The sequence below is a fragment of the Arthrobacter halodurans genome, assembly GCF_041877255.1.
GTDB lineage: Bacteria > Actinomycetota > Actinomycetes > Actinomycetales > Micrococcaceae > Arthrobacter_N > Arthrobacter_N halodurans.
Map to the genome: position 1 here is coordinate 46,646 of NZ_JBHDLJ010000007.1, position 12,832 is coordinate 59,477.

Sequence of the window (12,832 nt, forward strand, 5' to 3'; positions counted from 1 at the left end):
CCAGCCTAGGCCCTGCCATAGACTCGTCGGATGGACTCCAGCGCAGCTCCCCCGATGCCCCTCCACGACGCCGACGACGACTTCCTGTGGCTCGAGGACATCCACGGCGGAAGCGCGCTGGACTGGGTGCGCGCCCGGAACGCCGAAACGGAGGCGATGCTCTTCGACGATGGCTACCGCGCGGTCGAGGACGCGCTGCTCGAGGTGCTGGACGCGGAGGACCGCATCCCCTCAGTCACCAAGCGCGGCTCCCACTACTACAACTTCTGGCGCGACGCCGAGCATCCCCGGGGCCTGTGGCGGCGGACCGACTGGGAGAACTACGCGTCCGCGGACACCGCGTGGGAGGTTCTCCTGGACGTCGACGAGCTCGCGGCGCGCGAGGGCACGGACTGGGTCTTCTCGGGCACCCGCATGCTCCGCCCGGCCGACGGCGAGCCCCACCGCCGGGCGCTCGTGCGCCTCTCCCCCGACGGCGGGGACGCCGTGGAGGTGCGCGAGTTCGACCTCGAGGAGCTGGACTGGGTCGAGGACGGCTTCCGCCTCCCGGCGGCGAAGACCAACGTCTCATGGGACGGGCCGGACGCCCTGTACGTGGCCTCGGACTTCGGCGAGGGGACGCTCACCCGCTCCTCGTACGCGCGCACGGTCCGCCGTGTCCGCCGCGGCACGGAGCCCGCGGACTCCCCCGAGGTCTTCTCCGTCGACGAGACCCACGTCCTCGCGATGGTGGCCCACGACGACACCCCCGGCCACGAGCGCACGGTCGCGGTGGACGTGATCGACTTCTACAACTCGCGGACGTCCGTCCTGGACGGGGACGCGTGGCGGGCCGTCGAGGTGCCCACCGACGTGCGCGTGCACCTGCACCGCGGGTGGGTCCTGTTCAGCCCGCAGACGCCGTGGGACGTCGGGGGGCGCACGCTCGCCCCGGGGACGCTGGCCGTCGCGGACCTCGACGCGTTCCTCGCCGGGGACCGCGCCGTGACCGACGTGTTCGTGCCCGACGAGTCCGCGTCCCTGGAGTCCTACGACTTCACCCGGGACCACCTGCTGCTGAACGTCCTGCGCGACGTCAGCTCCGAGGTCCTCGTCGCGGACCCTGCCCGCGGATGGGCGACGCGGGCGCTCGACGTCGGGGCGCCCCTGCATTCCTTCGGCATCGCCGCCGTCGACGACGAGGACCCGGCCACCGCCAACGAGTATTGGCTGACGACCACGGGCTTCCTCACCCCGACGACCCTGGCACGCGGCACCGTGGCCGCCGAGGGCGAGCCGCCGTCCCCGCCCGCCGTCGTCAAGCGGGCCGGGGCCCACTTCGCCGCCGAGGACCACGTCGTCGAGCAGTTCTTCGCCCGCAGCGACGACGGCACGCGCGTGCCCTACTTCCAGGTCTCCGTCCGCGACCTGCCGCTGGACGGCGCGAACCCCGTGCTGATGAACGGCTACGGCGGGTTCCAGACCAGCCTGACGCCGTCGTACTCGGGGGTGGTCGGCCGCGCCTGGCTCGAGCGCCGCACCGCGGCGGGGCGCCGCGGGGTCTACGTCCTCGCGAACATCCGCGGCGGAGGGGAGTATGGGCCCCGCTGGCACCGCGCCGCGCTGCGCGAGAACCGCCACCGCGCCTACGAGGACTTCGCGGCGATCGCCCGCGACCTCGTGGCCCGCGGCGTGACGGTCCCGGGCCGGCTCGCCGCCACCGGACGCAGCAACGGCGGGCTCCTGATGGGGAACATGATGACGGGCTACCCCGAGCTCTTCGGCGCGATCTCCTGCGGCGTCCCGCTGCTGGACATGCGCCGCTACACCCGGCTGTCCGCCGGGCACTCCTGGATCGCCGAGTACGGGGACCCCGACGTGCCCGGGGATTGGGAGTTCGTGCGGACGTTCTCGCCGTACCACCGCCTCGACGACGACCTGCCGGAGGGCGTCGACTACCCGCCGTCCCTGATCTGGACCGCCACGAGCGACGATCGCGTGGGACCCGTGCAGGCGCGCAAGATGGCGGCGAAGATGCGCGAACGCGGCGCGGCCGAGGTCTGGTACCACGAGTCCCTCGACGGCGGACACGCCGGCGCGTCGGACAACCGCCAGTCCGCGGCCATGCTGGCGACGAGCTACGAGTTCCTCTGGCGGCGCGTGTCCGGCTAGGCGTTTTTGAATGGCGCCCCTCAGTTGGGTAGTCTTGGGGGGCTGGTGATCCAGCGCGAGGAGACGTGCCAGAGCGGCCGAATGGACTTCACTGCTAATGAAGGGTCGGGGTTAAACTCGACCGGGGGTTCAAATCCCCCCGTCTCCGCGGATCGACTCCCCCGGTATTCCGGGGGAGTCGCTTTGTTTAAGGCGCGCTTCCCGGCCTGCGCCGGAACGCGCGGCGACCCGGCGCGCGGCCGGCGGCGGAACGCACGGCGGCCGCCCTCTGGCGCATGGGGGCACTGGTGGCTACGCTCGCTTTACTTGAGCCCCTCCAATCGCTCTCGCCACATAAACCACAGGAGCAACTTTATGCGTAAAGTCCCCGCGATACTCGTTCTTGTCCTCGCAGCGCCGCTCGCGGTCGCCGGGGTCGCGCAGGCCAACACCGGATGCCAGGTCTGGTCCGGTGGCGGCTGGCTCACCGGGCCCTGCGCGGCGCCCACCGACATCCCGGTCCAGCGGCTGGCCGGCAAGACGCGCTACGACACGGCGGCAGCCATCAGCGCGGCGCACTTCCAGCCGGGGGTCGACGTCGTCTACCTGGCCAACGGCGAGAACACCGTGGACGCCCTCGCCATCGGCCCGGTGGCCGACGGGCCCGTCCTGCTGGTCCCGCCCACCGGCTCCCTGCCGGCGGGGACCGCGGCCGAGCTGGCCCGGCTGGACCCGGGATCCATCACCGTGCTGGGCAGCGCGGTCGCCGTGAGCGAGGACATGCTGGCCCAGGCCATCGCCGCCGCCAGATAGCGGCGGCGGGGCTAGACCCCGTCCCCGAACGCGGACAGCAGCTGAAGGACCACGCCGACCGGCAGCCCGGTGTGTTCGTGGACCAGCTCGGCGGCCTCCCGCCTCCTCCCGGCGCTCACGTGCGCCAGGAACAGCCGGCGATCCGCCTCCGGGAGGTCGGACGCGCTGAAGCGGACGCGCCCGTCGGGGCCGTCGCCCTCGAAACTGAAGTCCGAGACGTTCCCGGCCGCCGCGCTGGCCGGCCCCTCCACGGGCGCGGACTCCAGCAGCTGGCGGATCGACTGCTCGTCCAGCCCCGAATGGCGTGCCAGCAGCGATGCCGCGCGGTCGAAGTCGTGGTCCCGGATCAGGGACTGGAACTGGTCGTACTCCGCCGGCGGCAACTCGTCGGTGCTGAATTCGCGCGTGGCGCCGTCCGTCTCGGCGCTGATCCTGAAGCTGGACGTCGTCCGGCTCGCGGCGCTGCCGAACTGCCGGGACCAGTCGTCCGGGATGACCAGCTCGTCGTCGGGGGCTGGTTCGGGGTCGCGCGGTGGGGTCGCGGCGGGAGTCGGCGACGCGGGGATCTGCTGGGCCGGGATCTGCGAGTCCGGGGTCTGCGAGTTTGGGGCCTGCGAGTTTGGGCTCTGCGGGGGCGCCGCGTCCCCTGCGCGCTTCCCCTCCGGCCCGGACGCCCCGCCGGCATCCTCCCCGGCCGCGCGGTAACGCCCGGAGACCGGCGATTCCCCGGCGGCCCGCCCGAAGCCGGAGGCTCGGGGGGCCTCGGGCGCCTGTTCGGAGCCGGGCGCGCGCTCGGAACCCGTTGCGGGTCCGGCTCCGGCGCCCTCGCCGGCGCCGCGCCCGGCGACCCGCCCGGCGACGCCGTTCGTGCCGCGCTGCCCTGCCCCCGGTGCGCGGTAGACCTGCGGATGGGCCTCCAGGCTCCGCACCGCGACGATGCACTGCCTGACTCCTTGCCCGGTGGCGGCCCGGTATTCCTGGACGGCGCCCATGAAGTCCCCGCGGCCCAGCTTCCGATAGACGGAGCGGTGCGCTTCGGCTCCCAGACGGGAGGACGCGTCGGCGGCCGCCGCGGGGCCGACCGCCGCGCCCACCTCCGCGGACGTCCTCTTGCGGGCGCGGGCGAGCCACCACCATCCGATCCCGAGGATCAGCAACGGCACCAGCACCCACATCAGAGTCTCCATGGGTTCGATTTTAGGGCCCCGGGGCCTCCGGCGGACCCCCGCGGGGCGGGCTAGGCCGAGATCGCGAGCACGAAGGGCAGGACCTGCGTCGCCCCGGCCTGCCGGAGCACACGCGAGGCCTCGGTGATGGTCCAGCGGCTGTCCACGTAGTCGTCGATCAACAGCACGGGCCCGGAGGCCTCTGCGATGGACGCGGCCAGCTCCGGCGACGCCGCGAACTGGTCCCAGACGGAGGCCAGCCGGAACGCGCTGTTGCCGCCGGAATCGCCGCGCGGGCCGCCGTGCGGGTGGTGCAGCTGGCCGAGGTAGGGCAGGCGCCCGATCCGGGCGATCCCCTCCGCGAAGGACCCTACGAGCGCCGGGCGCGAGCGGGACGGGACGCTGACGACGGCCACGGGACGTTCGCGCCAGCCCCACTGCGCCAGCACCTGCACGCACGCCCGCAGCATGGCGTCGTCGATGGGGAGGTCCTCCTGGCCCCCTTCCGCCGTCGAGAACAGGGTGCGGAGGCGGCCGCCCCAGCCCAGGTCCGTGAGGCGGGCGAGGGCCCTGCCGGACGCCGCCTGCTCCTCCGGCTTGATCTTCCCCTTGAGCGGGACGCCGAGGCGGTCCATGCCCCCGGGCCACATGAGCCGCGGTTCGAGCTCCACGCCCACGCGGCCCAGCGCCGCCTGGGCGCTGTCCCGCGCGTCCTCGCCGATGGAGTCGGCGAACCACGGCCCGGCGCAGTTGTCGCAGCGGCCGCAGGGGGCCGCCGCCGGGTCGTCCAGCGCGTGGGCGAGGAACTCCATGCGGCAGCCGGTCGAGTTCTCATAGGCCAGCATCGCGTTCTGCTCCGCGACGCGGGCCGCGGCGACGCGGCCGTACCGTTCGGCGTCGTAGGACCACGGCTGGCGGGTGCGGGCCCATCCGCCCTGGACGCGCTCCACCGCACCGTCGACGGCGAGCACCTTGAGCAGGAGCTCCAGGGGCGTGCGGCGGATGTTGACGCGCGCCTCGAGCGCCGGCGCGGATACGGCGCCACCGGCGGCCTCGAGCTCCGAGAGCACCGCCTGCGCGCGCTGCTCGTCCGGCATGGAGGCGGTGGCGAAGTAGCGCCAGATCTCGCGGTCCTCGGTCCCGGGCAGCAGCAGGACGTCGGCGTTGTCCGTCCCGCGGCCGGCGCGCCCGACCTGCTGGTAGTAGGCCACCGGGGAGCTCGGGGCGCCGACGTGCACGACGAAGCCGAGGTCCGGCTTGTCGAAACCCATGCCCAGTGCGCTCGTGGCCACCAGGGCCTTGACCTCGTTGTTCTTGAGCGCCTGCTCCGAGGCGGCGCGCTCCTCCGAGTCCGTCCTGCCGGTGTAGGCGCGGACGTCGTGTCCCGCCTCGCGCAGCAGCCGGGTGATGTCCTCGGCCGCCGAGACGGTCAGTGTGTAGATGATCCCGCTGCCGGGGAGGTCCCCGAGGTGCGTGAGCAGCCACGCCAGCTGCGAGCGCGGGCTGGGCAGCCGGAGCACACCCAGCCGCAGGGACTTGCGGGCGAGGGGGCCCCGCAGCGTGAAGACGTCGGCCCCGCCGACCGCCAACTGCTCCTGCACGTCGTGGACCACGCGCTCGTTGGCCGTCGCCGTCGTGGCCAGCACGGGGACCTCGGCCGGCAACGAGGTGATGAGGTCCTTGATGCGCCGGTAGTCGGGCCGGAAGTCGTGGCCCCAGTCGGAGATGCAGTGCGCCTCGTCGATCACCAGCAGACCCATCCGGCGGACGAGTTCCGGGAGCTGCTGCTCGCGGAAGACCGGGTTGTTCAGGCGCTCCGGGGACACCAGCAACACATCGACCTCGTCGGCGTCGAGGCGCGCGGTGACCTGTCCCCAGTCCAGCGCGTTGGCGGAGTTGATCGCCTCCGCCCGCACCCCGGCGCGGGCCGCGGCCTCCACCTGGTCGCGCATCAGCGCCAACAGCGGGCTCACGATGAGCGTGGGTCCCGCGCCCCGGGCGCGCAGCAGCAGGCTCGCGACGAAGTACACGGCCGACTTCCCCCAGCCCGTGCGCTGGACCACCAGCGCGCGGCGGCCGCCGTCGACCAGGGCCTCGATGGCCTCGTACTGCCCGTCGTGGAAGACCGCGTCCTCTCGCCCCACCAACCGGCGGAGCACCGCCGTCGCACTGTCCCGCAATTCCGCCGTCGCCGTCTCAACCATCCACCCAGTATCCCAGTCTCCACCGACGGCTTGGCCCCGCGCCCCGGCATGTGGAAAACGTCGGGCGCCGCTCCCACCGGCTAAGCTCGTAGCCGTGACCAGCGAGATCGAACTTTCCCAGTCCTTCAAGGCCTACGACGTGCGCGGCATCGTCGGCGAGTCCATCACCGCCGAATCCGTCGAGGCCGTCGGCGCCGCCTTCGTGGACGTGCTGGGCCTGGCCGGGGCCACGGTGCTCGTCGGCGGCGACATGCGCCCCTCCTCCCCGGAATTCGCCGACGCCTTCGCGCGCGGCGCGACCTACCGCGGCGCCAACGTGCGCATGCTCGGTCTGGTCTCCACCGACGAGCTGTACTTCGCGTGCGGCACCCTGCGCGCGGCCGGCGTCGTGTTCACCGCCTCGCACAACCCCGCGGCCTACAACGGCATGAAGATGTCCCTGGCCGGGGCCGTCCCGGTGTCCTCGGACACCGGCCTCTACGAGATCCGCGACCTGGCCCAGACCTACCTCGACGAGGGGCTGCCCGTGTCCGGGGACGCCCCGGCGGGGACCGTGGACTCCACCGACGTGCTCGCGGACTACGCCGCGTACCTGCGCTCGCTGGTGGACCTGGGCGGGATCCGCCCGCTGAAGGTCGTCGTCGACGCCGGCAACGGCATGGCCGGGCTGACCACCCCCGCGGTGCTCGGGGACACGCTGCTCCCGGCGCTGCCGCTGGAGATCGTCCCGCTCTACTTCGAGCTCGACGGCACGTTCCCGAACCACCCCGCGAACCCGCTGGAGCCGGAGAACCTGCGCGACCTCCAGGCCGCGGTCCTGGCGCACGGCGCGGACATCGGGCTGGCGTTCGACGGCGACGCGGACCGCTGCTTCGTCATCGACGAGCGGGGCGAGCCCGTCTCCCCGTCCGCGGTGACCGCCCTCGTGGCCCGCCGCGAGATCGCCCGGGCGCGCGCGGCCGGGGAGGAGACGCCGGTGGTCATCCACAACCTCATCACCTCCCGCGCGGTCCCCGAGCTGGTGCTGCGCGAGGGCGGCCGCCCCGTGGTCACCCGGGTGGGCCACTCCTTCATCAAGGCCGTGATGGCCGCCGAGGGCGCCGTGTTCGGCGGCGAGCACTCCGCGCACTACTACTTCCGCGACTTCTTCAACGCCGACACCGGCATGCTGGCCGCGATGCACGTCCTGGCCGCGCTCGGCGGCCAGGACCGCGCGCTGGGGGACCTCGCGGCGGAGTACGAGCCGTACTTCTCCTCGGGCGAGATCAACTCGGAGGTGCGCGACAAGGACGCGGCCGTCGCCCACGTCCTGGACGCGTGCCTGGGCCAGGACGTGACCGTGGAGTCGATGGACGGGACCACGGTCGCCGCGGTCGACGGGTCGTTCTGGTTCAACCTTCGCCCCTCCAACACCGAGCCCTTCCTGCGCTACAACGGCGAGGCCAGGGACCCCGAAACCATGGAACGCGTCCGCGACCAGGTACTCAAGATCGTCAGGAGCAACGCATGAGCGAGAACACCGCCGAAAACCGCCTCGCCGAGCTGGGCGACGAGGCCCACGAGCAGCTGAACCGGATCCTCGGGACGGCGCTGGGGGTGGCCCGCGAGCAGCTCGAGGCCAACGGCGTCTTCCTGCCCTTCGGGATCGCCCTCGAAGCCGCGACCGACGGGGCCGAGGGCGAGCTGCGCCTGCTGGCCGTCCAGCCGCCGGAGGACGAGAACGACCCGGAGGCCGACATCGACGCCGAGTCGATGATGATCGACCTCGTCACGCTGCTCTCCCAGCAGCGCGAGGCGTTCGCCGCCGTCGCACTGGTCTCCGACGTCACGCTGGTCGAGGAGGGCCGCGACGCCGTGCACGCCAACGCGGAGCACAGCCTGGGTGGCGCCGTCGCCGTCGTCCAGCCCTACACCGCGCCCGCGGACGACGCCGGCGCGTGGACGTTCGACGAGCCCACCGCGGAGCCGGGCGAACTGCTCGTCTGGCGGTAGCCGCCCGGGCCGCCCCGGCGGTGCGAGAATGGGACGGTGAAACTCAACGCGTTCGCCGACGTCTGCCTGCGCACCCTCATGGTGCTGGGCGCCGGCGCCGAGCGGCAACTGACCACGCGCGCCGTCGCCGAGGGCATCGGCATCCCGTATCACCATGTCAGCAAGGCCGTGCTGGAGCTGCGCCGCCTCGGACTCATTGACGTCGCCCGCGGCCGCAACGGCGGCGTGCGGATCAACAACGCCGGCCGGGAGGCCTCGGTCGGCGGACTCCTGCGGCTCCTGGACGGCCACCGCGACGTCGTCGACTGCGTGACGGCCAGCGGCGGCGAGTGCCCCCTGCTCGCCGGCTGCCGGCTGCGGTCCGCCCTCCGCCGCGCACGCGACGCCTTCTACGCGGAGCTCGACGCCCTCACCGTCGCCGAGCTCACCCGCTCGCCGGCGCTGGCCCGGCTCCCCTTTCCCGGCACCGCCCCCACGGGCCTCCCCTAGGCTCCGGGGCCGTCCCTGCCCGCGCCCGCCCATCGACGGTCGCCGGTTCCCGCCTTCGGGTGTCGTCGGGCGCGTCCCGGATTTGCCTCAAAATTCTACGGAGTGTAGAACTTGAATATAAACTTGCATACCAAATGCAAGTTATATCCCCAAGGAGTCCGCCCATGCTGTCCGACAAGTCCCGCCCGGTCATCGAAGCCACCCTGCCCATCGTCGGAGGACGCATCGGCGAGATCACCAAGAAGTTCTACACGGGCCTGTTCGCCGCGCGGCCCGAGCTGCTCGACGGGACGTTCAGCCGCGCCAACCAGCGCAACGGCACCCAGCAGCAGGCGCTGGCGGGAAGCATCGCGGCGTTCGCCACGCACCTGCTCCGGAACCCGGGGACGCTGCCCGAGGCCGTGCTGTCCCGGATCGCGCACAAGCACGCCTCGCTGGGCATCCGCGAGGACCAGTACCCGATCGTGTACGAGCACCTCTTCGCCGCCATCGCCGACGACCTCGGCGACGCCGTGACGGCGGAGGTCGCCGCGGCGTGGTCCGAGGTCTACTGGCTCATGGCCGACGCGCTGGTGAAGATCGAGAAGGGGCTCTATGCCCGGCAGGCCAACGACAAGGCATGGAGCCCCTGGCGGCTCGTGGCCAGGGAGCCGGCCGGCGTCGGGTCCATGACGTTCCGGTTCGAGCCCGCCGACGACACCCCCGTCACCGCCGCAACCCCCGGGCAGTACGTGTCGGTGCGCGTGGTCCTGGACGACGGCCTGCGCCAGGCGCGCCAGTACACGTTGAGCGGCGACGCGGCCTCCACCACGTCGCGGGTGTTCACCGCCAAGCTGGACGGGGGCGGCGAGGTGTCCCCGGTCCTGCACCACGGCGTCGCCGTGGGCGACGTCGTCGAGCTTTCCAACCCCTACGGCGACATCGAGGTGGACGGCTCCGACGCCCCGATCGTCCTCGCCACGGCCGGCATCGGCTGCACGCCCAGCGCCTCCGTCCTGCAGTCGCTGGCCGCCGAGGGTTCGCCGCGCCGTGTCCTGGTGCTCCACGCCGAGCAGACGGAGGCCAACTGGGCGCTGCGGGACCAGATGCTCGGGGCCGTGGACCGGCTGCCCAACGCCGAGCTGTTGCTCTGGCTCGAGGACGCGGGCTCGCGCTTCGCGGGCACCGAGGCGACCGAGGGGCTGATGGACCTCGCGCCGTTGGACCTGCCGCTGGACGCCAAGGTCTACCTCTGCGGGCCGCTGCCGTTCATGCGCGCCGTCAGGTCCCAGGCGATCGACGCGGGCATCCCCGCGACGAACATCCACTACGAGGTCTTCGGCCCGGACCTCTGGCTGGTCGGCTAGGCCGGCAGCAGCCGGGGGTGCGCCCGTCCGCGCTCGACCCACATCCGCACCATGGAGTTGAACAACAGCGGGTCCTCGATGCTCCACTGGTGGTGCATCGCGGGCGCCAGGCGGAAGTCGGCCTGCGGCAGGGCGGCGCGGATGTCGGGGAACGAACGCCGCACCACGGGCGGTTCCCGGGATCCGGCGACGGCCAGCACCGGGCCCGCGTAGGACCCCAGGCCCGCGGGCAGCCCGCCGGCGTAGACCTCGGCCATCATCCTGCGCGCGTTTTCGGCCCGGATGGTGATCCCGTGGTCCGCGAACAGCCGGCGGTCGTCCGGCGGGATGCCGAAGGCCCCGGCCTGGAACCGCCAGAACCACTCCCGGCCCCAGAGCCGCACCTGGAGCCGGGCCAGCTGCCGCGCGGCGGCGTCGATCCCGCGGGCCGGGACGCCGGAGACCAGCGCGCTGTCCACGAGCTCGGGGTGCCGGGCCATGAGGCGCAGCGCGACGACGCCGCCGAGCGAGAGGCCGACGACATGCACGCCACCCTCCTCGACCTGGTCGGCGACGAAGGCCGCGACGTCGTCCGCGGCGCTCTCCAGGCCGGCCCAGTCCTCGGCGGCGCGGGCTCCGAACCCGGGGAGGTGTGGTGTGAAGACGCGGTAGTCGGGGAACCCCTTGACCTGCGGGTCCCACATCCAGTTCGCCACGTTCCCGCCGTGCAGGAACAGCAGGGTCCGGGCCGGCGCGCCGTCGGGGCGCCGGCGGACGGGCGGGTGGATCTCCGGGTAGGAACCGGGGTCGGGACGGTCCGCCGCGGCGGCCCGCACGGCGGACCGGGTCACGGCAGCCGCCCCTCGACGGAGTCGAGCCACTCGAGCTCCGCCTCGAGGTGGCCGATGCCGTTGTCGAGGGTGGAGGCCATGAGGAACGCGCGCCGGTCCGCCGCGACGCCGGGACCGATCTCCGCGCGCTGCTCGCGGTACTCCGCGAGCGTTGCGAGGGACTGCTGGCGCCGCTCGGCGAGGAGCCCCAGCACGGAGTCGCGGTCCAGCTCCCCGGCGAAGAAGACGCGGCCGAGGAAGGGCTCGCGCCCGGCCGGCGGGTCGAGGGGGCCCGACAGCCAGCCCAGCAGCGCCCGGCGTCCCGCGTCGGTGATGTGGTGCTCCTGCCGCGCGGGGTAGTTCTCCTGCGGGACGGTCCGGACGGTGGCGAGGCCGTCCCCGACCAGTTGCGACAGCGTCCGGTAGATCTGGGCCTTGTCGGCGTTCCAGAAGTGGTTGATGCTCGAGTCGAAGTGCTTCTTGAGGTCGTAGCCCGTCATCGGGGCCAGGCTGAGGAGGCCCAGGATCAGGCGCGCGAGGATCATGAGCCCATGATGCCAGCCACCTAGTCGAGTTATCGCCCAGGCTGCCCCGCGTCGGGGAACGGCTCGGTAACGATCCGCACGCGGGCGATCCGCAGCCCGTCGACCGCCGTGACCTCGATCCGGTAGCCCGGCCCGTCGACGGTGTCCCCGGGCGCGGCGATCCTGCCGAGCGCCGCCAGGATGTACCCGCCGACCGTCTCGTAGCTGCCGTCGTCCGGCACCTCGATCCCCGCGACCTCCGGCAGCTCCTGGACGATCAGGCTGCCGTCGACCAGGACCGCTCCGCTCGCGTCGACGATCCTGCCCGCGGGCGGGACGCCGAGGTCGTACTCGTCGTAGATCTCCCCGACGATCTCCTCCAGCAGGTCCTCGAGGGCCACGATGCCGTCGGTGCCGCCGTACTCGTCCACGACGAGTCCGAGCTGCTGGGCCTCCCCGCGCAGCCTCGCCAGGGCGGCCAGCACCGTGACGCTTCCCGGAAAGGCGATCAGGGGGCGCGCCAGAGAGCCGACGCTGGCACCGTCGCGCGCGCGGAGGAGGTCGCGCAGGTGCACGAAGCCCACGACGTCGTCGCGGTCGGCGCGGAAGACGGGGTACCGGCTGTGCGTCAGGCGCGCCGCCGCGGCCAGGGCCTCGGCGGCCGGCGTGTCCGCCGCCAGGAAGTCCACCTGCCCCCGCGGCCGCATCACCTCCGCGACCGTCCGGTCGGCCGCGTCGAAGACGTCGCCCAGGATCTTGCGGTGGTGCTCGGACAGATCCTCGCTCCCGGCGACCATGGCCCGCACCTCCTCCGCCGACACGGCCGCGGTGCGGGCCTGCGGGTCGCCCCCGAGCAGGCTGACGACGGCGTTCGTCGAGACCGAGAGCAGCCAGATCACGGGCGTCATCGCGCGGGCGAAGACCCCCAACGGAGGCGCGGCGAGACGCGTGACGGCTTCGGCCCGCTGCATGGCGATCCGCTTGGGCACCAGCTCGCCGAGCACGAGGGACAGGTAGGCGATGCTGAGAGTCATCCCGACGAGCGCCACCGCGGGCGCGGCCGCGCCCGGCACGCCCCAGCCGGCCAGCACGGGCACGAGGTCGGGCGCGATCGTCGATGCCCCGTACGCCGAGGAGAAGAAGCCGGCCACCGTCACGCCGATCTGCACCGAGGACAGGAACCTGTTCGGGTTGCGGACCAGCGCGGCCGTCCTCAGTCCACGGCGCCCGGTCGCCTCGATCCGCCGGATCTGCCCCTCGCGCAGGCTGACGAGGGCCATCTCCGTCCCCGCAAAGATCCCGCCGATGAGCACGAAGAGCAGGACCAGACCGACGTTCAGGAGGGTGTAGTTGTCCATG

Annotated in this window: 11 protein-coding genes and 1 tRNA gene; 7 read left to right on the forward strand and 5 right to left on the reverse strand. The window is 73.0% G+C overall.

Annotated features, from left to right (window positions below; genetic code table 11):
* The first annotated feature begins 30 nt into the window (after positions 1 to 30).
* The 3 genes from ACETWP_RS10050 to ACETWP_RS10060 all read left to right on the forward strand — a co-directional run bounded on the left by ACETWP_RS10050 (position 31) and on the right by ACETWP_RS10060 (position 2,943).
* The gene (locus ACETWP_RS10050) at positions 31 to 2,151 is read left to right on the forward strand and encodes a prolyl oligopeptidase family serine peptidase (protein WP_373972105.1); all 2,121 of its coding nucleotides are present in this window, start codon (positions 31 to 33) and stop codon (positions 2,149 to 2,151) included.
* A gap of 59 nt (positions 2,152 to 2,210) precedes the next feature.
* A tRNA-Ser gene (locus ACETWP_RS10055) sits at positions 2,211 to 2,299 on the forward strand.
* Positions 2,300 to 2,505: 206 nt separating this feature from the next.
* Positions 2,506 to 2,943 (forward strand): cell wall-binding repeat-containing protein, encoded by a 438-nt coding sequence (locus ACETWP_RS10060; RefSeq protein WP_373972106.1) that lies wholly within the window; start codon positions 2,506 to 2,508, stop codon positions 2,941 to 2,943.
* An 11-nt stretch (positions 2,944 to 2,954) separates the two neighbouring features.
* Here ACETWP_RS10060 and ACETWP_RS10065 read toward each other — a convergent pair whose 3' ends face one another.
* Together ACETWP_RS10065 and ACETWP_RS10070 are read right to left on the reverse strand one after the other, a co-directional pair.
* Positions 2,955 to 4,130: a hypothetical protein gene (locus ACETWP_RS10065; RefSeq protein ID WP_373972107.1), complete on the reverse strand. Its 1,176-nt coding sequence runs from the start codon at positions 4,128 to 4,130 to the stop codon at positions 2,955 to 2,957.
* A gap of 50 nt (positions 4,131 to 4,180) precedes the next feature.
* Positions 4,181 to 6,313 carry a RecQ family ATP-dependent DNA helicase gene (locus ACETWP_RS10070; protein ID WP_373972108.1) on the reverse strand — a complete coding sequence of 711 codons (2,133 nt, stop codon included), beginning with the start codon at positions 6,311 to 6,313 and terminating at the stop codon, positions 4,181 to 4,183.
* A gap of 94 nt (positions 6,314 to 6,407) precedes the next feature.
* On the opposite strand from ACETWP_RS10070, the gene ACETWP_RS10075 reads away from it, so the two are divergent.
* From ACETWP_RS10075 to ACETWP_RS10090, 4 genes are all read left to right on the forward strand, one after another.
* Complete coding sequence (locus tag ACETWP_RS10075) at positions 6,408 to 7,823, forward strand: phosphomannomutase/phosphoglucomutase (protein ID WP_373972109.1); 1,416 nt, start codon at positions 6,408 to 6,410, stop codon at positions 7,821 to 7,823.
* Positions 7,820 to 8,305 carry a hypothetical protein gene (locus tag ACETWP_RS10080; RefSeq protein WP_373972110.1) on the forward strand — a complete coding sequence of 162 codons (486 nt, stop codon included), beginning with the start codon at positions 7,820 to 7,822 and terminating at the stop codon, positions 8,303 to 8,305. Before ACETWP_RS10075 ends, ACETWP_RS10080 begins: the two co-directional genes overlap by 4 nt.
* A gap of 36 nt (positions 8,306 to 8,341) precedes the next feature.
* Positions 8,342 to 8,794 (forward strand): RrF2 family transcriptional regulator, encoded by a 453-nt coding sequence (locus tag ACETWP_RS10085; protein ID WP_373972111.1) that lies wholly within the window; start codon positions 8,342 to 8,344, stop codon positions 8,792 to 8,794.
* 164 nt (positions 8,795 to 8,958) lie between these two features.
* Positions 8,959 to 10,140, forward strand: coding sequence for a globin domain-containing protein (locus tag ACETWP_RS10090; RefSeq protein ID WP_373972112.1), 1,182 nt, complete (start codon positions 8,959 to 8,961; stop codon positions 10,138 to 10,140).
* Here ACETWP_RS10090 and ACETWP_RS10095 read toward each other — a convergent pair.
* The 3 genes from ACETWP_RS10095 to ACETWP_RS10105 are packed head-to-tail and all read right to left on the reverse strand — an operon-like array spanning position 10,137 to position 12,831.
* Positions 10,137 to 10,970, reverse strand: a complete 834-nt coding sequence (locus ACETWP_RS10095) for an alpha/beta fold hydrolase (protein ID WP_373972113.1) — start codon at positions 10,968 to 10,970, stop codon at positions 10,137 to 10,139. The two genes, ACETWP_RS10090 and ACETWP_RS10095, sit on opposite strands and share 4 nt — an antisense overlap.
* Positions 10,967 to 11,494: a PadR family transcriptional regulator gene (locus ACETWP_RS10100; RefSeq protein WP_373972114.1), complete on the reverse strand. Its 528-nt coding sequence runs from the start codon at positions 11,492 to 11,494 to the stop codon at positions 10,967 to 10,969. Before ACETWP_RS10100 ends, ACETWP_RS10095 begins: the two co-directional genes overlap by 4 nt.
* A 29-nt stretch (positions 11,495 to 11,523) precedes the next feature.
* Complete coding sequence (locus tag ACETWP_RS10105) at positions 11,524 to 12,831, reverse strand: hemolysin family protein (RefSeq protein WP_373972115.1); 1,308 nt, start codon at positions 12,829 to 12,831, stop codon at positions 11,524 to 11,526.
* Position 12,832 lies beyond the last annotated feature (1 nt).

Coding starts and splice junctions, on each gene's coding strand:
- ACETWP_RS10060 (WP_373972106.1), top strand. CDS start 2,506: ATGCGTAAAGTCCCCGCGATACTCGTTCTTGTCCTCGCAGCGCCGCTC.
- ACETWP_RS10070 (WP_373972108.1), bottom strand. CDS start 6,313: ATGGTTGAGACGGCGACGGCGGAATTGCGGGACAGTGCGACGGCGGTG.
- ACETWP_RS10080 (WP_373972110.1), top strand. CDS start 7,820: ATGAGCGAGAACACCGCCGAAAACCGCCTCGCCGAGCTGGGCGACGAG.
- ACETWP_RS10050 (WP_373972105.1), top strand. CDS start 31: ATGGACTCCAGCGCAGCTCCCCCGATGCCCCTCCACGACGCCGACGAC.
- ACETWP_RS10100 (WP_373972114.1), bottom strand. CDS start 11,494: ATGATCCTCGCGCGCCTGATCCTGGGCCTCCTCAGCCTGGCCCCGATG.
- ACETWP_RS10105 (WP_373972115.1), bottom strand. CDS start 12,831: ATGGACAACTACACCCTCCTGAACGTCGGTCTGGTCCTGCTCTTCGTG.
- ACETWP_RS10090 (WP_373972112.1), top strand. CDS start 8,959: ATGCTGTCCGACAAGTCCCGCCCGGTCATCGAAGCCACCCTGCCCATC.
- ACETWP_RS10065 (WP_373972107.1), bottom strand. CDS start 4,130: ATGGAGACTCTGATGTGGGTGCTGGTGCCGTTGCTGATCCTCGGGATC.